At 67.7% G+C, this 23236-nt stretch carries 24 protein-coding genes and 1 tRNA gene; 12 read left to right on the top strand and 13 right to left on the bottom strand.

All coding sequences use genetic code 11. The annotated features are described in order from the left end of the window. Positions 1-1278, bottom strand: a complete 1278-nt coding sequence (locus L3V85_RS29215; RefSeq protein WP_237676126.1) for a hypothetical protein — start codon at positions 1276-1278, stop codon at positions 1-3. Next, positions 1275-1940 (bottom strand): sigma-70 family RNA polymerase sigma factor, encoded by a 666-nt coding sequence (locus tag L3V85_RS29220; protein WP_237676127.1) that lies wholly within the window; start codon positions 1938-1940, stop codon positions 1275-1277. Before L3V85_RS29220 ends, L3V85_RS29215 begins: the two co-directional genes overlap by 4 nt. A 146-nt stretch (positions 1941-2086) precedes the next feature. On the opposite strand from L3V85_RS29220, the gene L3V85_RS29225 reads away from it, so the two are divergent. The 4 genes from L3V85_RS29225 to L3V85_RS29240 all read left to right on the top strand — a co-directional run bounded on the left by L3V85_RS29225 (position 2087) and on the right by L3V85_RS29240 (position 3871). After that, a tRNA-Met gene (locus tag L3V85_RS29225) sits at positions 2087-2163 on the top strand. 68 nt (positions 2164-2231) lie between these two features. After that, positions 2232-2612 (top strand): DUF2946 family protein, encoded by a 381-nt coding sequence (locus L3V85_RS29230; protein ID WP_237676128.1) that lies wholly within the window; start codon positions 2232-2234, stop codon positions 2610-2612. Between the two features lie 128 nt (positions 2613-2740). Further along, complete coding sequence (locus L3V85_RS29235) at positions 2741-3358, top strand: SCO family protein (protein WP_237676129.1); 618 nt, start codon at positions 2741-2743, stop codon at positions 3356-3358. 36 nt (positions 3359-3394) lie between these two features. Beyond that, the gene (locus L3V85_RS29240) at positions 3395-3871 is read left to right on the top strand and encodes a copper chaperone PCu(A)C (RefSeq protein WP_237676130.1); all 477 of its coding nucleotides are present in this window, start codon (positions 3395-3397) and stop codon (positions 3869-3871) included. A 27-nt stretch (positions 3872-3898) separates the two neighbouring features. Here the strand turns inward: L3V85_RS29240 and L3V85_RS29245 are convergent, their stop codons facing one another. The 7 genes from L3V85_RS29245 to L3V85_RS29275 form a co-directional block, all read right to left on the bottom strand. Then, positions 3899-4351 (bottom strand): type IV pilin protein, encoded by a 453-nt coding sequence (locus L3V85_RS29245; protein ID WP_237676131.1) that lies wholly within the window; start codon positions 4349-4351, stop codon positions 3899-3901. A 5-nt stretch (positions 4352-4356) separates the two neighbouring features. After that, positions 4357-7794 carry a pilus assembly protein gene (locus tag L3V85_RS29250; protein ID WP_414080165.1) on the bottom strand — a complete coding sequence of 1146 codons (3438 nt, stop codon included), beginning with the start codon at positions 7792-7794 and terminating at the stop codon, positions 4357-4359. 19 nt (positions 7795-7813) lie between these two features. After that, a complete protein-coding gene (locus tag L3V85_RS29255) occupies positions 7814-8395 on the bottom strand; it encodes a pilus assembly PilX family protein (protein ID WP_237676132.1) in 582 nt (193 codons plus the stop codon). Beyond that, positions 8392-9156 (bottom strand): PilW family protein, encoded by a 765-nt coding sequence (locus L3V85_RS29260; RefSeq protein ID WP_237676133.1) that lies wholly within the window; start codon positions 9154-9156, stop codon positions 8392-8394. The genes L3V85_RS29255 and L3V85_RS29260 overlap by 4 nt, the downstream gene beginning before the upstream one ends. After that, positions 9153-9710: a type IV pilus modification protein PilV gene (pilV, locus tag L3V85_RS29265; protein WP_237676134.1), complete on the bottom strand. Its 558-nt coding sequence runs from the start codon at positions 9708-9710 to the stop codon at positions 9153-9155. Before pilV ends, L3V85_RS29260 begins: the two co-directional genes overlap by 4 nt. Beyond that, a complete protein-coding gene (locus L3V85_RS29270) occupies positions 9707-10258 on the bottom strand; it encodes a GspH/FimT family pseudopilin (protein ID WP_237676135.1) in 552 nt (183 codons plus the stop codon). Before L3V85_RS29270 ends, pilV begins: the two co-directional genes overlap by 4 nt. 223 nt (positions 10259-10481) lie before the next feature. Then, the gene (locus L3V85_RS29275) at positions 10482-11876 is read right to left on the bottom strand and encodes a cytochrome P450 (protein WP_272934252.1); all 1395 of its coding nucleotides are present in this window, start codon (positions 11874-11876) and stop codon (positions 10482-10484) included. Positions 11877-12000: 124 nt separating this feature from the next. Between L3V85_RS29275 and L3V85_RS29280 the strand changes: the two genes are divergently transcribed. Further along, complete coding sequence (locus tag L3V85_RS29280; RefSeq protein WP_237676136.1) at positions 12001-12933, top strand: helix-turn-helix domain-containing protein; 933 nt, start codon at positions 12001-12003, stop codon at positions 12931-12933. A 145-nt stretch (positions 12934-13078) separates the two neighbouring features. Here the strand turns inward: L3V85_RS29280 and L3V85_RS29285 are convergent, their stop codons facing one another. Then, a complete protein-coding gene (locus L3V85_RS29285; RefSeq protein WP_237676137.1) occupies positions 13079-14719 on the bottom strand; it encodes a 3-(methylthio)propionyl-CoA ligase in 1641 nt (546 codons plus the stop codon). 121 nt (positions 14720-14840) lie between these two features. Between L3V85_RS29285 and L3V85_RS29290 the strand changes: the two genes are divergently transcribed. Genes L3V85_RS29290 through L3V85_RS29320 form a run of 7 tightly spaced genes read left to right on the top strand, consistent with a single transcriptional unit; the run spans position 14841 to position 19854 of the window. Next, positions 14841-15512, top strand: a complete 672-nt coding sequence (locus L3V85_RS29290; protein WP_237676138.1) for a nitroreductase — start codon at positions 14841-14843, stop codon at positions 15510-15512. A gap of 37 nt (positions 15513-15549) precedes the next feature. Then, positions 15550-16326, top strand: a complete 777-nt coding sequence (locus tag L3V85_RS29295; protein ID WP_237676139.1) for a helix-turn-helix domain-containing protein — start codon at positions 15550-15552, stop codon at positions 16324-16326. Positions 16327-16362: 36 nt separating this feature from the next. Beyond that, positions 16363-17268 (top strand): DMT family transporter, encoded by a 906-nt coding sequence (locus tag L3V85_RS29300; protein ID WP_237676140.1) that lies wholly within the window; start codon positions 16363-16365, stop codon positions 17266-17268. A gap of 55 nt (positions 17269-17323) precedes the next feature. Further along, positions 17324-18166, top strand: coding sequence for a dienelactone hydrolase family protein (locus L3V85_RS29305; RefSeq protein WP_237676141.1), 843 nt, complete (start codon positions 17324-17326; stop codon positions 18164-18166). 56 nt (positions 18167-18222) lie between these two features. Next, the gene (locus L3V85_RS29310) at positions 18223-18468 is read left to right on the top strand and encodes a hypothetical protein (protein WP_237676142.1); all 246 of its coding nucleotides are present in this window, start codon (positions 18223-18225) and stop codon (positions 18466-18468) included. A 19-nt stretch (positions 18469-18487) separates the two neighbouring features. Next, a complete protein-coding gene (locus L3V85_RS29315; RefSeq protein ID WP_237676143.1) occupies positions 18488-19504 on the top strand; it encodes a serine hydrolase domain-containing protein in 1017 nt (338 codons plus the stop codon). Continuing rightward, positions 19501-19854 carry a hypothetical protein gene (locus L3V85_RS29320; protein WP_237676144.1) on the top strand — a complete coding sequence of 118 codons (354 nt, stop codon included), beginning with the start codon at positions 19501-19503 and terminating at the stop codon, positions 19852-19854. Before L3V85_RS29315 ends, L3V85_RS29320 begins: the two co-directional genes overlap by 4 nt. 32 nt (positions 19855-19886) lie before the next feature. On the opposite strand, the gene L3V85_RS29325 is transcribed toward L3V85_RS29320, so the two are convergent. From L3V85_RS29325 to L3V85_RS29335, 3 genes are all read right to left on the bottom strand, one after another. Beyond that, entirely contained in the window at positions 19887-21047 is a 1161-nt protein-coding gene (locus L3V85_RS29325; protein ID WP_237676145.1) for a GGDEF domain-containing protein, read from the bottom strand. Between the two features lie 78 nt (positions 21048-21125). Further along, on the bottom strand, positions 21126-22304 hold the full coding sequence (locus tag L3V85_RS29330; protein WP_237676146.1) for an acetyl-CoA C-acetyltransferase: 1179 nt from the start codon (positions 22302-22304) through the stop codon (positions 21126-21128). A gap of 32 nt (positions 22305-22336) precedes the next feature. Next, positions 22337-23119 carry an SDR family NAD(P)-dependent oxidoreductase gene (locus L3V85_RS29335; protein ID WP_237676147.1) on the bottom strand — a complete coding sequence of 261 codons (783 nt, stop codon included), beginning with the start codon at positions 23117-23119 and terminating at the stop codon, positions 22337-22339. Between the last annotated feature and the right edge of the window lie 117 nt (positions 23120-23236).

Consider the following 23236-nt stretch of genomic DNA (forward strand, 5'->3'; position numbering starts at 1 on the left):
TCAGCGCGTGAGCAGCGAGCGCAGCGCGTCGAGCGCCTGCGCGGGCGGCGTGCCGACGAGCGCGCTGCCGTTGGGCTGCGGTGTCCAGCGCACCTGGCCGCCAGCAATCTCCAGCACGGCGACGAGCGTGCTGCCCCGATAGAGCGACAGGCGCGCCTCGACCGGTGCGACGAGCGGCTCGTCGCCTGCCGCGGCCGAACGGGCCACCGTGCCGACGAGCGCGGGCAAGCCTTCGACGTCGCCGCGCTCGTGGCGCACGTCGGCACCCGGGCCTGTGAAGCTGAAGGATGTCCATCGATCCAGGGCCGTGAAGGCCGTGGCGCCTTCGCTCCGTGCGACCGCCTTGGGGGCTGCGGCACGTGATGCGGGGGCGCGCAGCGCGCCTGAGGCGTCCGCGCTCGGGCTGCCGCCCTGGTACTGCGGGGCGGCCGCTGCTGCTGCCGGAGCAGGTGCAGCAATCGGCGCAGGTGGTGGCGGCGCGACGCTGGGCGCGGGCGCTACGGCCGATGCCGGGGCCTCGACGGCATAGGCGCGGCGGCGTTCGTTTTCTACGCGCTCTTCACGTTGCTCGTCGCTGCGCGCGGGAGCGGCCTGCTCGGCCACTGCGGCTGGAGGCGATGCAGGAGCCGGCGCGACGGGCGCAGGAGCCGCCTGAGGTGGTGGTGGTGGCGCAGGGCGACGAACGGTATCTGCATCTGCACCAGCGATGCCAGGAGCTTCCTTGGAAAAAGCATCGCGCTGGGCCTGCGCTTGTTTCTGTTCAGCAGCAGGCGCTCTTTTTGCGGCAGCCGATGGCGGCGGTGCCTGCTGAGGTGCGGCCGCAGCGGCTACTGGCGGTTCGGCCGGAGGCGCGGCCTCTGCCGCGGGTTGAGCCGGCGCAGAAGCTGGTGGCGGGGCCGCCGCCGGTGCCGCGGCGCCGGCAACACGCGCCTCGCCATCCAGCTGCGCATCCGGCACCGGCTCGCGATGCCAGAGCACCGTCACGAAAGTCGCCAGCAGCACCGTCGCGAAAGCCGCATTCCACGGCATGCGCGAACGCGGCTCCCCGCCACCCCCGAACACGCGGCGCCACCACGGCGCGGCGCTCGCGCTGTTGGCGGCAGCGTTCTTTGCAGCCGGCACGGTGGCGGCAAGGTTGTGCGCCATCTTCAGGATGGCATCGCGCGTGCGTGGATCGGGCGTCGCGTTGCTGTCGGGCGCATGGTCCAGCGCGCGGCGCAGCGCCGGATCGCGCAGGTCGCCGCCGTCGTCGCGGTCGAAGCCTGTGGTGCTGCTCATGCCCGCTGCTCCAGCACCGCCAGGTAACGCGCCATGCAGCCGCGCAGCTTCTGCAGGCCGTAGCGCAGGCGGCTGCGCACGGTCTCGAACCCGATCTCCAGGCTCGCGGCCAGCGCCTCGACGGTCAGGCCGTCTTCATGGTGCAGCAGGAACGCAGCACGCTGGTCGGTCGGCAGTTCGTCGAGGCAGGCGAGCAAACGGCGGCCCGCGGCGCGCCAGAACGCGAGTTCCTCGGCCGACGGGTGCGCGGCAGCGTCCACCGCGCCGCGCACGCCGCGGTCGAGCGTGGGCACGGGGTCGCTGTCGTTGTCGGGATGCGCGTCGAGCGCCACTTCGCGCCCGCTCACGCGCAGGCGGTCCATCGCGAGGTTGTGCGCGATGGTGAAGGCCCAGGTGCGCCACGTCGCGCCCTGCGGCGAGAAGCTGTCGCGCGCAGAGATGATCCGCACCCAGGTGTCCTGGAACACCTCATCGGCCTGCGCCGCCAGCCGCGCGCCCAGCAGCCGCTTGACGAAGCGGAACAGCCCGCCTTCGTGGCGCGCGTAGAGCACGTCGAACGCGGCGGCATCGCCTTGCGCGTAGGCCAGCATCAACTGGTCGTCGGGCATGGCCTGTCGCTCGGTGGCGCTGTTGGCGGAAGGGGCGCGGGGAAGCGCGGACATCGGAGGATTTTCACCTGAGCTTGTACGTGCGACGAACCGCATCGGGGTTCGGGCCGGCAAAAATCGACTCGAAGAAACCGCAGGCCGTTGAACTCGGGCAAAAAGCTGGGCTATAATTTTGGGCTCGGCACCAAACAATGCCGAACGGCTCTTTAGCTCAGTCGGTTAGAGCGATGGAATCATAATCCACAGGTCCGCGGTTCGAGTCCGTGAAGAGCCACCAACAATAAAAGCCTTGCAGGTCAATGACTTGCAAGGCTTTTTTCTTGCCTCGGTGGATAATCCGCGCCGATGCCAGCCCCCTCCCGCCCCGCACCGACCATGCTTGCCGCCCGCGCAGGCCTGATCCGCTGGGTCTTGCTGTGGTTCGCGCTGTCCCTCGGCGTGGCCATCGCGTCGCCGGTGGTGCATCCCCAGGCCGTGGAGCTGGTCTGCTCGAGCGCCGGCGCGGTCAAGGCCATCGTGCACACCGACGATGGAGCGCAAGAGCTGGGCATGGGCCATATGGACTGTCCGCTGTGCGTGCTGGCCGGCGCGCCGCCCGTGACACCCACGGTCGAACTGCCCGTGCTCATGCCTCTGTCCCATGCGGTGCGGCCGGTTCCAGCCGCGCACATTGCAGCGGCCGCCGCGGCGCCCCTGCCGGCGCGCGGGCCTCCTTCGCTCTCCTGACGCTTCCCGTTTCGTTCGTTCGCGCCTGTCCGTGATGCCCTCGCCTGAGGGCAGCTTCATGGCATCGCGCGTCCCCGCACAACGCATCGATCGGCGCTCGCGCACGGGCGCCAGAGAGCTTTTTCCTCATGACTCATTCCACGCTTTCACGCCGCGGCCTGCTGCTGTCCGGCGGCACCGCGCTCGCGGCAATGGCCCTCGCTGGCTGCGACAGCAAGGTGCTGCCCGCCAGCTTCAACGGCATCGACATCAGCGGCGCCAAATATGCGCAGGACTTTCGCCTGACCGACCCCGACGGCCGCGAGCGCACGCTGGCCGACTTCAAAGGCAAGGCCGTGATGATGTTCTTCGGCTTCACCCAATGCCCCGACGTGTGCCCTACCGCGCTGGTGCGCGCCGCCGAGATCAGGCGGCTGCTCGGCGCCGACGGCGAGCGCCTGCAGGTGATTTTCGTCACGGTCGACCCCGAGCGCGACACGCCAGTGGTGCTCAAGGCCTACACCCAGGCGTTCGACCCGAGCTTCATCGGCCTCTACGGCGACCTGCAGAAGACCAGCGATACCGCCCGGGACTTCAAGGTGTTCTACAAGAAGGTGCCGACCGGTTCGTCGTACACCATGGACCATTCCGCCTTCAGCTACGTGTTCGACCCCAAGGGAAAGATCCGCCTCGTGCTGCGCCACGAGCAGAGCGCGCAGGAATGCGCGCAAGACCTTCGCCAGATCCTCGGATCGGCGTCCGCCTGATCTTCGCCATCACTTCAAACCCAGGAGATTCTTTTCATGAAACCCATCGCACACGCCCTCCTCGCCGCCGCCGCGCTCATCGCCGCGGCTTCCGCCCATGCGCAAGTCACCGTCAAGGACGCGTGGGTCCGCGCCACCGTGCCGCAGCAGAAGGCCACCGGCGCGTTCATGCAGATCAATGCGGCGAAAGACACCAAGCTGGTGTCCGCAAGCTCGCCCGTCACGCCCGTGGTCGAAGTCCACGAAATGGCCATGCAGGACAACGTGATGCGGATGCGGCAGGTTCCCGCCATCGAGGTGCCCGCCGGCAAGACCGTCGAGCTCAAGCCCGGCGGCTATCACGTGATGTTGCTCGACCTCAAGCAGCAGGTGAAGGAAGGCGACACCGTGCCGCTGACGCTGTCCTTCGAAGGCAAGGACGGCAAGCGCGAGACGGTGGAGGTGAAGGCGCCGGTGCGGGCGCTCAATGCGTCAGCGCAGCCGGCTGCGGCGCACAGCGATCACAAGCACTGATCGCATCAGCCCATTGCGGGCAAGCCGTTACCAGCAAGCGGCGGCGCCCAAGGTTCCGCTGCTGCTCTGGGTGCCGAGCTGGTCGATGGTGTACGTGCCGCACAACGTGTCGCTGGCCTGCGCATTCACGGGCGTGGCGGTGGCGGTGAAGCCCGTCGCCGACGACGCGGTGACGTTGAGCTGATAGAACGCGGTGCCGCTGGTAAGCACGTCGAGCGGGAAAGGCCCGCCGTAACCCAGCTTGTCCGCCGCGCCTACATAGGTGTTATTCATCGTGAAGTAGCGCTCCTGGCGCGTCGCCAGATCCAGCAGTGCTGTTTTGGCGTCGGTGCGGCGCGACTTCTGGATCTGCCGCTGGTACGCCGGGTAGGCGATGGCAGCAAGGATCGCCACGATGGCCACCACGATCATGACTTCGATCAGCGTGAAGCCCGCGCCGGCACGCCGGCTCGTATTGGAACGTTGTTGAAGTGTTTTCATGGCGGTCAGCGCAGCTTGATCCAGGTGAGCCGCTTGCCTTTGCCGTTGGCGGCGGGGTTGATCTTGGTGACCACGCCCGTGCCGCCCACCGTCTGCTGCACCAGGTAGGGCCACTTGTTCGCGGTGACGATCGACGGCGTGCCTGTCGCGCTCAGGCCGATGCCGCTCACGATGCCGCCGTTGTAGGTGACGAAGTTACCGTTCTGGTCGCCGAAGAAAGAAGCGCCTGGCGCGCCGCCGGTGTTCAGCGACACCGCCATCGTGTAGCCCGCCGCGGGCTGCGTGTCGCAGGTGAGCACCTGCGACACCGCCGGAATCGTGGTGTTGACCAGCAGCATGCCGTAGGCCGTGGTCGGGTTGTAGATGACCTGCTCGTTGCCGGTGCTGGGCAGCGGCAGCGTCCAGCCGAACTGGGTGTTGCCGGTCTTGCAGCTGGGCGAACCCTTCCAGCAGACCTTGTTGGTGCTCAGCGTCCGATAGCCGGAAATCGAACCACTGCCGGGCTGCGTCGCGGTGATGCTCTGGGCCTGCAGCGTGGTGGTGTCGACCGTCTGCGGCGAGGCGAGCGCGGCATATTGCGCGGACGCGCCGCCCTTGGCGTTCCAGCCGCTCATGTCCCAGTCCCAGATGCCATACAAGGCCTGGGTCGCGGACGCGTAGGTAGCCGAGTTGACCTGCGTCTGCGGAAACTGCTGCCCCGTGCCGAAGCTCACGACCACGCCCGGCTGGCCGGCGGCGCCGATGCCCAGCACGGACGAGACCGTCACCCGCGTCGTGATCGGCTGGCCGGCCGCGGTCTTGAAGATCGGCGCCGACGATGCCGCCCACTTGGTGGGGTCGGAGCTGGTCAGGTCGAAGCGCCACAGGTTGCCCAGCACGTCGCCGGCGTAGACATAGTCCGTCACGTGGTCGCCGTCGAGGTCGGCCGAAGTCACGTAGGCGATGCCGTTGCGTGCGGTGACCGTGGTCCCGGTCATGGTGGGGCCGGCGCCGGTGTCGATGAAGCGGAAGGTGATGCCGCCGGTGGCCGGGTCGACCAGCATGACGAACAGGCCCGCCGTGCCCGTGCTGCTGTTCAGGCCGTTGCCGAACAGCGCGGCCCACTGGCCGTTGTGCAGCCGGCGGATGATCGGCGTTCCGAAGGTGCTGCCGAGGTTGTTGCCGCAGTTCGCATTGCCGGTGCAGGTGATGGCGCCGGTGCCCGTGCCGGAAGTCCATTCGCCGCGCACCAGCGAAGCTGCGTTGGTTTCCGAGAACTGCGTCGGGTCGGTCACGTCCAGCGCATAGATCACGCTACTGGCCACCGTGGTCTTGTCGCCGATCGGTCCCGTGGTGCTGCCCCCAGGGCCCACGCCGCTGACCAGCCATGTGTGCCACGCCCCGCCGTAGTAGAGGTCGCCGGTGCCCGGTGTGGCATCGGTGTAGAGGTTGTGCGAGTACTGCGTCGAGCTGAAGTCCAGACCCGGCGTGGTGGAGTGGATCATCTTCGTGATCGCTCCGGGGATGTACGCGAGCACCTCGTTGCCGTCGTTCGTCGTCTTGACGAAATTACCGCTCGCGTCGTACGTGCCGCTGCGAAAGCCGTGAAGGAAGCCGTCGTTGGCGCCGATGTAGACCACGTTCTGGCGACCGCCCTGGGCCGTGGTGGCGGTGGTGCCGGCGAAGTCGGCGTAGGAGCCCGCGGGCTCCGCCGCGGTGCTCTTCGGATAGAGCGCGTCGAGCCAGGGGCCCTTGTAGGGCAGCGACGGCCCACCGATCCAGGTCGGGCTGGAGTCGATGATGTCGCCGAGCACGCCGGTGCGCGTGCGCAACGTGCCGCCGCTGCTGGCCAGCTCGTTGCTCCGGTCGCCGCGCAGATAGCGCAAGCGAATGTCCGTCTGCGTGGAGTCGCCGGCGCTCAGAGCCGTTTGCTGCGTCGTGCTGAGCTTGTTCCACTGGAACGGAATGCCCCCGGTGCCGTTCCAGCTCAGCATGGTGCGGTTCGCCGACGTCTGCGCCGTGTTGGTCTTGGTGGTGGCCTGGCAGGCCCCGCCGGTCAGCACGCAACTGGCGTCCCAATTGGCGATCGGGTTGATCGACACGATGCCGGAGGTGGGATCGCTCACCAGGTCCTGCGCGGTGAGTTCGCCCCATGAATTGGTCTGGTGGTAGTAGGCCAGGTACACCTGCGTGCCAGCCTCCACGCGCGCCGACTGCTGCACGTTGGTACCCGCCGAGCTGCTCGACTGGTTGACGGGCGCGGCCTTGAAGCAGGTGATTTCGTGGACGTTGCTGGAGCCGCCTGTACCCGCCGAGAAGCCGAAGCGGAAGTTGTCGGGCAACGGTCCATTGGTATCCGTGATCGACTGCTTGTTGATGACGTTCTGAGCCGCGCCACCATTGACGCTGTACGAAAGGCTCAGCAAGCCGTCCTGCGTGATCTGCAACGCGTAAGTGATAGGTGTGGCTTTGCCGCGCAGAGGCATGTTGACGCCCTGCTGGTTCGAGATCGAAAGTCCGGCCGGCAAGTTGCTGTATGCAGTCCCGTTGAGAAGCAATGGGTAATCGGGCAGCGATGTCGCGGTCGCTTTTCCCGATGGAGTCGAGGTGGCGACGGCGGTGCAGTTGTTGCCGTTGCTGTCGCACTTCGTCTTGGTGGTGACGCTGTAGTCCATCACCTTGCCGGTCTTGCAGGTGTTCTGCACGGCGGCTTTCTGCTGGTCCGGGGTCAGTATCGTCCCGGGAGGATAGTGAACCGGATCCATCGCCGACAACGAAGCCCAATTGATGTTGCCGGCCCCACGAACGCTGATGCGGCCAGCCTTGAAACCCGGTCCGCTGTTGGTGTTGTCACCGGGATTGGAGAAGTTTCCGTACTCGTCGATGCCGATACCGAGGTAGCCACCCACCACGCCGTCGTATTGGGCATTCACGTTGGAACAGCTGTAGCCCAGGCTACCACCGAGGCCTCCGACGGAAGGGGCGTATTTCCCGTCCGATAGAAAGAAGCTGATGCCATCCGCGCCAGTGCCATTGTTGCCGTCGCCACCGTAGGTCACAGTGGTGAAGGTGACCTGCAAACCTTGATTGGTCGGAAAGGTCTTTGTTCCGACCACAGCTCCGGTTTGGTTGTCGCCATTGGAGCCGCCATTCGTTATGTCGCCATTCGTCAGGCGCAGCGCGCCGAAGCCCACCGTGTCAGGCAGGCGGCCGTTGGTCCCCCCCACCAGCAACGAGTTGTTTTGCGTGTAGTAGGTCAGTTTTTTTCCGATGCACGCCGGAATGGTGCCCGTGTCGTTCCCTGCCGTCAGGCATGCGCCGTTGAGCGCCTGCCAGTCATAGGACGACGACGCCCCCGTCAGCGTGTCGCTGATGATCAACTGCGCATGCGCTGCCCACGGTGCGCAGGCCAGCATGCCGAGCAGCATCGTGCCCAGGAATTTCCGCGAACGATTCATGTCCATGTTCCCTCGCTTCCCTCGCTCAAGGTTGGTCGAGCGGCTTGTTGCCACCTGATACCTGGTAGGTGCTCTGCACCACCGCGGCCGTCGTCTGGCGGCCTCCGTACCCGAAAGCCGAAACCTGGTAGAGCAGCGACATGCCGTCGGTCGAGAGTCCGAGGTAGCCGATGCTCAAGCCGGGCTTGGCGTAGTAGTTGATGTCGCCGCTGCTCGTCGTGCCTCCGCCGGCCTGCGGCGACCCCATGTTGGGGGGCAGGTAGTCCGCGCGCGCCGACCAGGGCAGGGTCGCCGGATTGGCCTGCGGCGTGGCGCATACCTGCATCTGCGACAGCGTGTTCGCGTTCAGCACACCCGAGCAGGCGGAGCCGGTGGTCCCGTTGCCCTGGCTGAGCCACCATTCGCCGTATTGCAGCGCGCTTTGCGCCGCTTCCAGCGCGCGCTCCTTCTCGCGCGTGTTGCCCGCGATGCGCTCCTGCAGGTTGTAGCTGCGGAACATGCTGACGGACAGCACCGTCAGCACGATCAGGAACAGCATGGCGACGATCAGGACGAAGCCGCGCTCTCGCGAGCGGACGGCGGGCGGCGTACGCGCATGCATGCTCATGACCTGTTCATCAGGTTGACGATCTGCGTCCAGGCGATGGTGGCCGGCTGGCCTGCCTGGGTGGCAAAGGGATTGGCGAAAGTGATCGTGATGCGCGCGGTACGCACCTGCGGCCACCAGCCATGCGAGGTCACAGTCGCGGCATCCACGTACTGCAACGCGGTGCCGTCGCCCGTGGTGTCGGTGGCATACACCACCTGCATCGCGGTGACGCCGCCGGTCGCGCCGCCGACGAGCGGCGTGCTAGTGGTTCCGCCGTCGTTGGAGCACCGCAGTTCGTTGGAAGCGCTGACCGTGAAGGTATTCATCATCAGCTTGGTGGTGCCCGAGGAAGCCGGGTTCACGTTGCCAAGGCAATCCATGACGCCGTCTCCATTCGCAGTCACGTAGCGCGAGGTGATGGTGTCGCTGGCGCCGGAACTTCCCGTCAGCCCGACCAGGCCCTGGCCCGCCGCGAGGCTGCCATAGCCGGTGCCCGAGGCGGCAGGCATCAGGCCGACCGAGGTGTTCACCCGCGGATCGGGAAAGTAGCCCGCCGCCTGCACGGTGGTCGTCAACACGGTGAGCACCATCCGCTCGTTGTCCTGCAGCTGCGCCAGTTGGTCCTGCGAGGTGAAGGCCTGCTTCATGTTCAGGAACAGCACGCCCAGGCCCGCCAGCAGGAACAAGCCGATCAGCAGCGCCACCATCAGCTCGACCAGCCCCAGGCCGGCCTGGCGCCTCGAGCTTCTGGACAGGGAGGTCATGCGGTGGTGGTTCATGGTTCGACGTAGAGGCTGTACTGAAGCGCGGACGAGCCCTGCACCGCGCCGCTCGCAGCAGCGGTCGAGCGATTGACCGCGACGTACTTCTCGGTCCAGTTCAGGCCGATCACGCAGCTCACCGGCGTGCCGATGACCGTGGTGCACTGGATCGTGGCCGCATAAGTAGGGAAACGCGCGCTCATGCTCTTGGCCCACTCCTGCAAGTCGTAGGCCGCCATCTGCGCGGCGGAGCATCCCTTGGCGGCGCCGGAACTGCAGTCCGCCGTGGCATTCAGGATGCCCGAGGCATCGGTCACCGTGGTTCCCGTGACGCTCACCGAGCCCGGCGCGGTGCCCGCGGCCCAGAACCCCGGGTTGCCATGCATGGCTTCCGCAAGGCTGGAGACCTGCAACGCGATCAATGCGCGCGAGCGCGCGTTCTGCGTATTCGAGAGCGCGGCGGCCTGCATCTTCGACAGGCCGATGAGGCCCAGCGAAACGATCAGCAGCGCGACCAGCACTTCGAGCAGCGAGAAACCGCGGGACAAACGCCGTGCAAGCTCAGCCTTCATGCGCAGCCTCCCTGTCCGCCCTGCAGCACCACCTGGTGGCCGACACGGTTGATCGAGACGCAGCGCGTGGCGTTGGCATTCACCGGCGCCGTGCGCAGCGCGAGCATGATCCACGAAGTCGGCGAGGCGACGGGCAGGTTCGCGAAGCCGTCCCTGCTGTAGGTCACGACATTGATCGACGGTGTTCCCGCGAACGTGTCCGTGCTCGACCAGGCCGGGCGGGTGCGCAAGAGGGTGTCTCCGGCAGTGAAGGTACCCGAGCCATCCGGATCGGCGAACACGATCCAGCCGCTCTGCCAGCTGTTGGTGCCCAGGCAGCTCTTGCTGTCCGACGATGCGCACACGCTCACCGGCACGCCCTGCCTGATCGCCTCCGAACGCGCGTACTGCAGATCGCCGGCGAAGGAATTGACCTCGGTGCTAACCCTGTTGCTCTGTATGAGGCTCACGAAGGACGGCACCGCGATCATCGTCAGGATGGCCACGAGCGCGACCACGACCATCAGCTCGATGAGCGTGAAACCCGTCTGGTGTCGAGGCATGTTCATGGACGTTTCTCTTGCATGGGCCGCTTGCCTTTGCGGATTTGCACGGATGAAGTCAGGCGTAACAAGTGTTTTAAAAACGTACTGACTTGCTACTGACCGTACGGAGGCTTGCGCCGACAAACGGCCATGCCTGCCGGTCGAGCGGTCGAATGAAAGCCCATTGAAAGCAATGAGGAAGCGCCTCCCGGCGCTGCGCCTCATCGGCAGGCACTGCGCAATGTGTTCAGTGCGCCGATGCCACCGGCGCCACGCGCAGATGCAGCGCCTTGTCAGGACGCAGCGTCACATTGAGCACCGGCCGCGGCGCCTGCTGCCCTTCCGGCACCGACAGCACATGGCGCTGCAGCAGCAGCGCGGCCACCACGGTCATCTCCGTCATGGCCAGGTGCTGGCCCAGACATACGCGTGGTCCGGCACCCAACGGCATATATGCACCGCGCGGCACTTCAGGCGCGCCGGGCGCGAAGCGTTCCGGACGAAACGCCATCGGCTCCTCGAACCAGCGCGCATCCCGATGCAGGAGCTGCACCGGCACCATGAACATGGTGCGCGCCGGAAACTGCCACGCACCCAGCGTGACCGGCCGCGTCGCGCGGCGACTGAAGAGAACGGGCGCCGCGGGATAGAGGCGCATGGCCTCCTGCAGCGTGCGGTTCAGCATCCGCAACTCGGGCAGGTCTTGCGATGTGGGCGCGCGGCCCTGCAGCAGTTGCCGCACTTCGTCGGCGGCCTCGCGTTGTGCTTCGGGGTTGGAGGCAAGGCACCAGGACCACCATGTGAGCGTGGCTGCAACGGTCTCGTGCCCCGCGAGGAACGCGGTCATGCATTCGTCGTGCACGGCCTGCAGTGGCCACGCCGCGGGATCGTCGCTGTGCAGTTGCAGCAGGCGCGTCAGCAGGTCGTCGGGGCGGGCTTCGGGCGCGACCTTCAGGCGCGCTTGCAGATGCCGGTCGATGAGCGTCCTCAGCGTTGCCTTGGCGCGGCGCTTGGCGCGCTTCCAGGGCATCGCGTCGGGCCAGCTCGCGGGCCAGTAGAACTCGCTGTCGGCGGCCGCGCCGACGGTGTGCACGGCTTGCGCGGCCAGTGCCGCGTCGTCGCCCATCGGGCGCGAGAACAGCATGCGCACGATCACGTCCATGGCCAGCGAGGTGAGTGCGTGTTCTATCGGCCAGTCGGTGTCGCTGCGCGGCCATGAGCGCAATGCCTGTTCGGCGGTCTCGGCGATGGTGGGTACGAAGCTCTGCACGGACTTCGGAGAAAAGGCCGGCTGCAGCGCATGCCGCTTGTCGCGCCATGCAGCCCCTTCGGAGACCAGCACGCTGTGGCCATGCACTTGCGAGAAGACGCTCATGCCGCGCTCCCAGCGGATGAGGCTGCCATGGTTCGCGACCAGCAGCTCGCGCACCAGCGCCGGGTCGGTCACGACGACCTGGTGTTCGGGCCAGATGCGCAGGTGCACCATGTCGCCGTAGCGCTGCTGCCAGTCGCCCAGCGTGCCCAGCAGGTCGCGCGACATGCTGTTGAGCAAGCCCCAGCCCGTCACGCCGGAGGGCGGACCGGGCGGCCAGTGGCCCAGTGGATGAAGCGCCGGCGGAGCCGCGGGCGCGGTCGCGTGCATGGGGCATCCGGATGAGGAAGCGGGGGACGAGGCGGTGTTCATGCCCGCATGGTCCGCCTTCCCGCCCGCGCCGTCTTGAACCGAAACGACATCGGCGCGGCCGCCTGCATAAACTCGATGCCCGATGCGCACCGCTCTCCAGTCTTCACCGCCCGCCTGCCCCGATCCATTGGCGCGCGCACCCCGCATCGGCCCGCAGGATGCCGCGCGCTTCCTGCCGACACCGCCCGTGCTCCAGGGCTCCATGGTTGCCGTGATCTGCCGCGACACGCGAAGCCTGCCGCTCGACGACGCCCAGCGCCTGACGCACTTCCCGGCCTCGCCGCTGATGAGCCTGTCGTGGTTCCAGGACGTCGAGGTGAGCCTCGCGGCGCGCGGCGATGCGCAGCCCGCCACGTGGCAACCTGTCGGCGCGAAGGTCGTGGTCTCCGGAAGCCAATCGCTCCCCACCGTCTGCTGGGCGCCCTCGACCGGGCGCGCCGGAATGATCTGCTTCACCGCGGACATCGCACGCACCCTGTTCGGCATCGACCCCGCCGCCGTGCACGACCGCTTCCGCGACGCGCGCGAGGTCATGGACGCCGCATGGTCCCCGCTGCTCGACGCATTGATCACGGCCCCCGATGACGCCGCCACGCTGGCCGCTCTGCGCGAACACATCGCACCGCGTTGGCAGGCGCTGCACGGGCGCTCGGCCCATGCGCCGTCGCTGCGCCAGTTCGGCCGCCATTGGGTCGAACGTCTTGCGTGGCAGGCCCACGAATGGCGCCGCACGCACAGCCCGCGGCAGGTGGAGCGCCGCGTCAAGGCGTTCAGCGGCCGCTCGCTGCGCGAGTGGCAATCTCTGGTGCGCACCGAAAGCCTGTTCTTCGCGGCACGCGAGCGCTACGAGACCGGCCAGCCCTTCGACTGGGCCACGCTGGCGCTGGACCACGGCTTCGCCGACCAGTCGCATCTGGTGCGCGCCGCGCGACACATCGCGGGCTTCTCCCCGGGTGAATTTGCCGAGCGTTTCGCGCAGGACGAATCCTTTTGGCTGTACCGGCTCTGGATGTAGGCCGCGTCTTTTTCGCGCAGCACGCGAGGCTGCCTATTCAACAGGCAACGTGGTGGGAACCCACGCCAGTCCTTGCTCCGCCGATTCGACTCCCCGCACAACCCACAGAGTTGTCCACAGAAAAATCGAACAAGTCATCAAACCGTCAAACGGATGTCGTTGCCGTGTAACCCTTGAACTGCTCGCGCAGCTTTGTCTTCAGCAGCTTGCCGGTGGCGGTGTGCGGAAGGCTGTCGACGAAGACCACGTCTTCCGGTAGCCACCATTTGACGACGCGCTCTGCAAGGAATGTGAGCAGTTCCTCCCTTGTCACTTCCGAGCCGGCACGCTTCACCACGATGAGCAGCGGCCGCTCCTGCCACTTCGGGTGCGCAATGCCGATCACCGCCGCCTCTGCCACCGCCGGGTGCAGGCTCGCCGTGTTCTCCAGGTCGATGGAGGAAATCCACTCGCCGCCCGACTTGATCACGTCCTTCGCGCGGTCGACGAGTTGCACGTAGCCGTCCTCGTCGATGTTGGCGACGTCGCCGGTGGGAAAGAAACCTTCCGCGTCCAGCACCGGCCCGCCTTCGCTCTTGAAGTAGCCGCTCGCGATCCACGGCCCGCGCACATGCAGGTGGCCGAAGGCCTTGCCGTCGTGCGGCAGGCGCTGACCGTCCTCGCCGACAATCTTCAGCTCCACGCCCCACACGCCGCGGCCCTGGCGCATCTTCACGCGCAGTTGCTCTTCCTTGGGCATCGACAGGTGCTTGGGCAGCAGGTTGCCGATCACGCCGATGGGACTGGTCTCGGTCATGCCCCAGCCCTGCACGAAGTCGGCGCCGAAGTCGCGCTCGAAGCGCTCGATCATGCTGCGCGGCGTGGCGGCGCCGCCCACGCCGATGCGCTTGAGGCCGATGGCGCGGGTGTCGATCTCCGGATGCGCATCGAAGTACTGGAACAGCATCAGCCAGATGGTGGGCACCGCCTGCGAGAAGCCGACCTTCTCGTCGCGCATCAGCTCGTACAGGCTCTGGCCATCCATGTGCGGGCCGGGCATGACCAGCTTCATGCCGGTCATCGCCGCCGCATACGGCATGCCCCAGGCGTTGGCATGGAACATGGGCACGGCGAGCAGCAACGTCATCTGCGAATTGACGCCGAAGGTGTCGGGCGCGCATTCCATCAGCGAGTGCAGCACGGTCGAACGGTGCGAATACAGCACGCCCTTCGGATTGCCGGTGGTGCCCGAGGTGTAGCAGAGCGACGAGGCGGTGCGCTCGTCGAACTCGGGCCAGTCGTAGGCCTCGCTCTGCGCGCCGACGAGCTCGTCGTAGCACAGCAGGTTGGGCACGTCGATGGCGGGCATGTGCGCGCGGTCGGTCATGGCGATGAAGGCGCGCACCGACTTCAGTCCGGGCGCGAGCTTCTCGACCAGCGGCGCGAAGGTGGTGTCGAAGAACAGCACCTTGTCTTCGGCGTGGTTGACGATGTAGTCGATCTGCTCCGGAAAGAGCCGCGGGTTCACCGTGTGCAGCACCGCGCCCGAACCCGACACGCCGAAGTACAGCGCGAGGTGGCGGTACGTGTTCCAGGCCAGCGTGCCGACGCGGTCGCCGGACTCGACGCCCAGCGTCCGCAGCGCGTTGGCCACCTGCTTGGAGCGGCGCTGGATCTCCGAATAGTTCGTGCGGTGCACCGGCCCCTCCACCGTGCGGCCCACGACTTCGGCATGCGGGTGGAAGGTCGCTGCGTAGTCGATGAGCGACGAGATCAGCAGCGGGCGGTCTTGCATCAATCCGAACATGTCTTGTCTCCTGTACGCTGGGGCGATGCTAGGCAGCAGCCATGCCGCGCGGCATCGTCGGAACGGACGATTGAGGCCATCCGAGGGTTGCCCCTAGCATCCCCATCAAGAGGACTTTTGCATGAACGTTCAGGAAGCCGTCGCCACCCGCCGCTCGGTGCGCGAATTTCTAGACACGCCGGTGCCCGGCGACGTCATCCGCCGCGTGCTCGCGCAGGCGCTGCGCGCGCCTTCCGGCGGCAACCTGCAGCCGTGGCACCTGCACGTGGTGGGTGGAGAAAAGCTCGCCGAGCTGAAAGCCATCATGCGCACCCGCGTGCAGGAGGCACCCGCCGGCGAAGGCAGCGAGTACGACATCTACCCGCGCGAACTGGTCGCGCCCTACCGCGACCGCCGTTTCGCCGTGGGCGAGGCCATGTATGCGCGCCTGGGCATTCCGCGCGAGGACAAGGCCGCGCGCCGCGAATGGTTTGCGCGCAACTACCAGTTCTTCGGCGCGCCGCTCGCGTTGTTCTGCACCGTCGACCGCCGCATGGGGCCGCCGCAGTGGTCCGACCTGGGCATGTTTCTGCAGAACGTCATGCTGCTGCTTCGCGCCGAAGGGCTCGACAGCTGCCCGCAGGAGTGCTGGGCGATCTATCCGCAGACCATCGGCCGGTTCATCGAACTGCCGCCGGAGCGCATGCTCTTCACCGGCATGTCCATCGGCTACGCCGACAGGAGCAGGCCGCTCGATGCGCTGGTGACGGAGCGGGCGCCGCTGGACGAGGTGGCGGAGTTCGTCGGCATCTGAGCGGGGCGGGAAGACGCAACGCAAGGAACGGCGGCTGATGCCCAGCGAACGCACCCTCCTCTACGCCGGAACCGAGTTCACGGTGGAACACGTGTGCTCCCGCACGCACGGGCCGGACTGGAGCGCGCAGTACACCATCGACTCGCGGCGCATCGTCCTGCCGGTGGGGCGCACGGTGCTCGACGTGCGATCGGGCGACAGCACCTGGCTGGTCGACGGACTGACCGCCATGCATCTTCACGATGCCATGGTCTACCAGCTGCGTCCCTCGTCGGCGCACGCACCTCGGCACAGCATGGTGGTCAGCGGCCATGGCTCGCCTCAGGCAAGCGAGGCGCCGGTTTTCAGCCTGCTGTCGCCGGCTGCGCTGTACCGTGTGCACGCGACGCAGAGGCAGCTGCTTTCCGGCGGCGCGGGTCCGCGCGTCGTCACTTCGCTGCTTGAAGAGCTCGGCACTGCGCGCCGACTGATGCCTTTGAACGGCACAGTGGCGCGCGCGAAGAGATTGCTCGCGGAAACCGCCGACCGCGAGGCCCGGCTTTCGATGCACGCGCTGGCCGATGCTGTCTCACGCTCGCCGTTCCACCTGGCGCGAAGCTTTCGCCAGCAGACCGGCCTGAGCCTGCATCAGTACCGCCAGCACCTGCGGCTCGCCACAGCCATGGATCGGCTGACGAGCGGTGACCGCGACCTCGCGGGTATCGCGCACGATCTCGGCTACTGCAGCCAAAGCCATCTGGGTGCGGTGTTCCGGCGCGAGGTGGGCGTGACGCTGGGCGAAGCGCGCCGCACCCTGGCCACCGCACGAATCTGATAGCCGCAGCGCAGCGTGGCGGCGAAACTCCACACGATGGACAAGAAGAACCTGCGCACCGGTGTTCTCGCCGCGCTCGCCGCGGCACTGATCGGCAGCGCATGGCAACTGGCCTCGCGCCACGGCGTGACCACCACGCTGGGCCCGATGGAACTGGTGCTGCTGCGCTACGGCATTCCGGCCCTGCTGCTCGCGCCGCTGTGGCTCGGCAAGGGCCTGATCCCGCCCAAGGCCCCGCGCCTTGCGCTCGTGCTGCTCGTCATCGGCGGTGGTCTGCCCTTCGGCCTGCTCGTGCTGGCCGGCGCGCGCTGGGCGCCCGCCAGCCACATGGGCATCCTCATGGCGAGCAGCCTGCCGCTCTTCACCGCCATCGGCGCGTGGCTGCATAAAAGGCAGAAGGTGGGCGGCATCCGGTTGCTGGGGCTGGGCTGCATCGCGGCCGGCATCGCGCTGTTTGCGGCGGAAAGCTTTCGCGGCGGCTCGCTCGACTGGCGGGGCAACCTGCTCTTTCTTGCGGCGGCGGTGCTGTGGACCGTCCACTCGCTCGCCTTCGCGCATTGCGGGTTTACGCCGTGGCAGGGCGCGGCGTTCGTGAACGGATGGTCGAGCCTTCTCCTGCTTCCGCTGCTGGTCACGGTCGGTGCACCGCGCCTGCTGACCGCGCCATGGACGGACGTCGCCCTGCAGGCCGCGATGCAAGGCGTGGTCGCGGGGCTGCTGGGACTGGTGGCCTATCTGCTGGCCGTCGAGCGGCTGGGCGCGGCGCGTGCGTCGCTGTCCGCGGCGCTGGTGCCCGTGTTGACCACGCTGGGCGCCGCGGCATGGATGAACGAACCGATCACCAACGAAGTGCTGCTGGCCCTTTCGCTGGTGGTGCCCGGCATCGTGCTGGCAAGCGGTGCGGTCCGATGGCCAGCCCGGGCGATGCGGCCGCGCTCATAACGTCTTCAGGCCGGGCGGGCAGAATGCCGCGAACATCGAAAGGACGCCCGCCTTCATGAAAAAGCTGATCCTCCTTGCCGCCTCGCTGCTGTGCTTTGCCACCGCCTCCTGCTGGGCACAGGAACGCAGCACCGTGCGCGTGCCCACGCCCTTCGTCGAAGGCGGCGCACCCGTCACGCTGGAGATGGTGATCTTCAAGCCCGAAGGCGCCGGCCCCTTCCCCACGGTGGTGTTCAACCACGGCTCCACGGGCATCGGCAACGATCCGAAGCTGTTCAAGCACACCTACGCACCCGAGCGGCTGGGCAAGTGGTTCACTCAGCGCGGCTGGCTGGTGGCGTTTCCGCAGCGGCGCGGGCGCGGCCAATCGGACGGGCTGTACGACGAAGGCTTCACGCCCAAACGCGATCACTACAGCTGCGACCCCGCGCTGTCGCTGGCGGGCTTCGACCATGCGCTTGCCGACGTCGACGCCGCCGTCGAGTGGCTGCGCAAGGACCCCGACGTGGACACGAAGCGCATGGCCATCGCCGGTCACTCGCGCGGCGGCATCCTCGCCATCGCCTATGCGGGCGCGCGGCCCGATGTGTTCCAGGGCGTGATCAATTTCGTCGGCGGCTGGATGGGCGACAAATGCCCCGGCAACACGGCGGACGCGATCAACCCGGCCAGCTTCAAGCGCGGCGCGGCGTTCCCTCGCCAGACACTCTGGCTCTACGGGGAGAAAGACAGCTTCTACGCGCTCTCGCACAGCCGTAAGAACTTCGAAGCCTTCACCGCCGCAGGCGGCAAGGGCAGCTTCTCGACCTATGCGCTGGAGCCCGGGGTGAACGGGCACGAGCTGGTAGTGCAGCAGGAACTCTGGGGGCCGACTGTCGAGGCGTACCTGGCGAAGTGAGCGCGCGGCACCGCACTGGCCGAAGACGACCCGATACCAACTGACGAGGAAACGTGATGACGAAGCAACCCTACTGGTTCCCCGCCAAGCGCTACGGCTGGGGCTGGGGCCCGCCCACCTGCTGGCAGGGCTGGGTGGTGGTGGCCGTGTATGCGGCGCTGCTGGTGACTGCCGTGGTGACGATCCGCCCCGCGCAGCAGCCCTTTCTCTTCGCCGGGGCCGTCGCGGGCCTGAGCATCGCGCTGGTCGCGGTGTGCTGGATCAAGGGCGAGCCGCCGCGCTGGCGCTGGGGCGGCAAGTAGCCGGCAACGGCCATTGGACATGAGCAATATCGGAAACCTCGAAACCCGCATGCGCGCCCTGATGGACGCTTCGGCCATTCCCGGTGCCTCGCTCGCGGTGCTGCGCCGCGGCAAGGTCGACGAACTCATCGCGCTCGGCACGCGGGACGCCGCCACCGGCGAGCCCGTGACCGCGCAGACCGTCTTCCAGGTCGCCTCGCTCACCAAGCCGATGGCCGCCTATGCGGCGCTGCAACTGGCGGATGCCGGCGTGCTCGATCTCGACGAGCCGCTCGCGCGCTTCGTGCCCACGGTGCTGCCCGGCGATGCCGCATTCGCCGCCATCACCGCGCGCCATCTGCTCACGCACACCTGCGGCCTGCCCAACCTGCGCGCCAGAAACCAGCCGCTGAAGGTTCACTTCCAGCCCGGCGCCTGGTTCAGCTACTCCAGCGTGGGCTTCACCTATCTGCAGACCGCTGTCGAGGCGATCACCGGCGAGCCTCTGGAGGCGACGATGCAGCGGCTGGTGTTCGAGCCGCTGGGCATGCGCTCTTCGAGCCTCGAGCCGCAGGCGCGCTTCATCCAAAACTTCGCCACGCCGCACGAGGGCGACGAGCGGGTGAGCGTGCAGCCGCATACGGCCAATGCCTCCTACTCGCTGCAGACGACGGCGGCCGACTACGGCGCGTTCCTGGGCGCCGTGCTGCGCGGCGACCAGCTGAAGGAATCGACACACCTCGCATGGCTGGCACCGCATGTGCACGTTCCGAAGGGCGGCCGGGCGGAGCACCTGCATGCCGCTCCCATCGAGACCGAGCCCGACATCGCCTGGGGCCTGGGTTGGGGACTGGAGCCAACCCACGGCAATTTCTTCCAGTGGGGAAAGATGGACGGCGTGCGCGCCTTCGCCATGGGCAGCGTGGCCGGGCAATCGGCGGTCGTTCTGCTGACCAACAGCAACAAGGGACTGCGGCTGATGCGCGAGGCCGCAGCCTGCGTGCTGCCCGGCGCGCATCCGGCCATCGGATGGCTCGAAACCTGCGTGAACGAATGACGAAGAAGGGCTACGCCTGCGCCCTGGCCGGCGTGCTGCTTGCATGCGCGTCCTTTCCCGCATCGGCCAACGGCAGCCTCTTCTGCGAAGGGCGCCCGTACTCGGCCGAGGTCCAGTTCAGCCTGTCCTCCGGCCGCCTGACCGACCTGATCGTTTCACGCGACGACGGCGTTGCGCCTGCGTCGTCCGAGCGATTCGAGCTGCAACGCCGATCCGTCGACTACCGCCGCCAGTCTTTGCGCGCCGGCGCCGGCAAAGGCGTAGCGCTGCGGGTCGCCAAGACCATGGGCACGCTGACCTACGCCGGCAAGCGGCACACGCTGCGCTGCGACTGGTCCAGCCTCGGCTGAAAAGAGAAGGAAAAGAAGAACCGCCAGCGCGTTCAGGCAGCCGCGATCACCTGGTCGCGCCCCATCGCCTTGGCCTTGTAGAGCGCAGCGTCGGCCCGTGCCAGCACCTCGTCGACGCCGCGCCCGCCGTCGCTCGCGGCCACGCCGATGCTCACCGCGATCGAGCCGACCTCGGCCATCGGCGAGTCGGGCGCGAAGGGTTCGCCGATGGCCTGCTTGAGCCGGGCGGCGATGGCCATTGCCTCGACCTTGCCGGTGCCGGGCAGCAGCACCACGAACTCCTCGCCGCCGTAGCGCCCGAGCACGCCCGCGTCGCCCACCGCGCGCTGCATGCGCCGCACCGCCTCGCGCAAGACCTTGTCGCCCATCTGGTGGCCGAAGCGGTCGTTGACGGCCTTGAAGTGGTCCAGGTCCACCATCAACAATGCCATGTGCCGCCGGTCGGACGCGAAGGCGCCGCGGCAGGCGTCCAGCAGCGCGCGGCGGTTGAGCGCGCCGGTGAGGGAGTCGCGCGTGGCCATGTACTCGAACTCGGTGTGCACGCGGTCCGTGGCCATCAGGATGACGGAGATGGACAGCAGCAGCACCGAGAACGAATACATGCTGATGTAGAGCGACTGGATCCAGTTGCCGTCCATCAGGTTGCTGCCGGCCATGCCCATCACCACCGACACGAAGCGCAGCGCCGCCACGATCGCCTGCGCCAGCAGCAGGCCGATCATCAGCCGCTGGCCGAACACGCGCGGCCGGTGGCGCAGGTAAAGCAGGGCATGGGAGAAGAACAGCAGCGACACCGCGAAGGTGACGATCAGCAGGCGGGCTTCGAAGTCGGGCTTGATGCTGCTGAACCAGAACATCGACAGCCCGATCACCCCGTTCAGCAGCGTCCAGCCCCGCACGTCGCTGTGCCCCAGCAGGAACTTCTGGCTGCCCGAGTAATAAAGGATGCAGCCCTGGAACAGCACGACGTTGGCAACCACGATCGTGAGGAAGTCGGGGATGTAGTCGCGCCCCGCGAACAGCATGGTGCTGGCGAACGCCACCAGGGGTGCGAGCGCCCAGTCGCCCAATCCGCGGATGCTGGGCGGGTAGCTGCGCCGCATGAAGAACATGACCAGGGCCATCATCACGCCCATGAGGCCGGCCAGCACGATGACGGAGCGGGGGTCGAGGAAGGATGGCAATGCGCCCATGGGGCGAGATTATTGATTATGTTGACATTGCCGGCTTCACTCTTTCCGGGGAGCCGCGTAAGCTTCCCCGCGCGCGGGTCAGAGCCGCTCGACGATGGTCACGTTGGCCATGCCGCCGCCTTCGCACATGGTCTGCAGGCCGTAGCGCTTGCCGCGCTGGCCGAGGGCATGGACCAGCGTGGCCATCAGCTTTGTGCCGGAGGCGCCGAGCGGGTGGCCCAGCGCGATGGCGCCGCCGTTCACGTTCAGACGCGCGGGGTCGGCGTCCAGTGTCTGCAGCCAGGCCAGCGGCACCGGTGCGAAGGCTTCGTTGACCTCGTACAGGTCGATGTCGCCGATCTTCATGCCCGCCTTCGCCAGCGCCCGCTGGGTGGCGGGAATGGGCGCTTCCAGCATGATGACCGGGTCGTGGCCCATCACGCTCATGTGGTGGATGCGTGCGAGCGGCTTCACGCCCAGCGTCTTCAGGCCGCGCTCGTTCACCACCATCAGCCCGCTCGCGCCGTCGCAGATCTGGCTGGCCGTGGCGGCGGTGCATCGCCCGCCCTCGGCGATCAGCTTGACGGCGGCGATGCTCTCCAGCGTGGCGTCGTGCCGGATGCCTTCGTCGACCGTGTGCAGCTCGCCGGGCTCGGTGCCGTCGGCCATGCGCACGGCCACCGGTACGATCTCGCGCTCGAAGTGGCCGGCCTTTGTCGCGGCGATGGCGTTGCGGTGGCTGCGCAGGGCGTAGGCATCGAGCTCGGCCTTCTCGATGCCGTAGTTGCGCGCGATCATCTCGGCGCCGGTGAACTGGCTGAACTGCACGTCGGGGTAGCGCTTGGCCATTTGCGGGCTGACGTAGAAGCCCAGCCCGTTCTTCAGCGGCAGCGTGGTGGGCAGGCCCATGGGCACGCGCGTCATGCTTTCCACGCCGGCCGCGATGACGATGTCCATGGTGCCCGACATCACGGCCTGCGCCGCGAAGTGCAGCGCCTGCTGCGACGATCCGCACTGCCGGTCCACCGAGGTGGCCGGCACCGATTCCGGCAGCTTCGACGCCAGCACCGCGTTGCGCGCGATGTTCGAGGCCTGCTCGCCGGCCTGGCCGACGCAGCCCATGATGACGTCCTCGACCAGCGCGGGGTCGGCGCCGGTGCGCTCGACCAGCGCGTCGAGCACCTGCGCGGCAAGGTCTGCCGGATGCCAGCCGGCCAGGCGGCCGTTGCGGCGGCCGCCCGCGGTGCGCGCGGCGGCGACGATGAATGCTTCGGGCATGAAAGTCTCCTGTGTTCCGGGGTGGTGCGGGTTCAGCGCGGCGCCATGCGGATGGCCCCGTCGAGCCGCACGCTCTCGCCGTTGAAGTAGCCGTTGGTGATCATCAGCTCGGCCAGCGTCGCGTACTCCGCCGGATTGCCCAGCCGCTTGGGGAACGGCACCGACGCCGCCAGCGCCGCCTTCACGTTGTCGGGCGCGCCTTGCAGCAGCGGCGTGTCGAAAATGCCGGGCAGGATGGTGTTGACGCGGATGCCCTCGCTCATCAGGTCGCGCGCGATGGGCAGCGTCATGCCGACGATGCCGGCCTTCGAGGCGGTGTAGGCCGCCTGGCCCATCTGCCCGTCCTGCGCGGCCACCGAGGCGGTGTTGACGATGGCGCCGCGCTCGCCGTCCTGCAGCATGTCGAGCGTGAGCATGCCGGCCGCCGACTTGGCGATGCAGCGGAAGGTGCCGACGAGGTTGATCTGGATGATGCGGTCGAAGTTGGCGAGCGGAAAGTGCTTGATCTCGCCGGTGGCCTTGTCGCGGCTCGCGGTCTTCACCGCGTTGCCGGTGCCGGCGCAGTTGACCAGCACGCGCTCCTGCCCGTGCGCGGCGCGGGCCTTGGCGAAGGCCGCGTCCACCTGTTCCTCGGAAGTGACGTCGACCTTGCAGAAGACGCCGCCCAGTTCCCTGGCCAGGGCCTCGCCCTGTTCGGCGTTGAGGTCGAACAGCGCGACCTTCACGCCGTGGCCGGCCAGGCGGCGCGCGGTGGCGGCGCCCAGGCCCGAAGCGCCGCCGGTGACGACGGCGGCAATGCTGGAATCGAGTTGCATGAGATGCGGTCCTTGCAGGGTAAGTGGCGGTTTTCGCGGGCCAGTTTAGGAAGCAGAATCGACGGCGGCATCGTCGGAAACGACGGAAATCCGGGCCGCTCGGGCTCCGGTGCGCCA

Source organism: Variovorax paradoxus (assembly GCF_022009635.1).
Taxonomy (GTDB): domain Bacteria; phylum Pseudomonadota; class Gammaproteobacteria; order Burkholderiales; family Burkholderiaceae_C; genus Variovorax.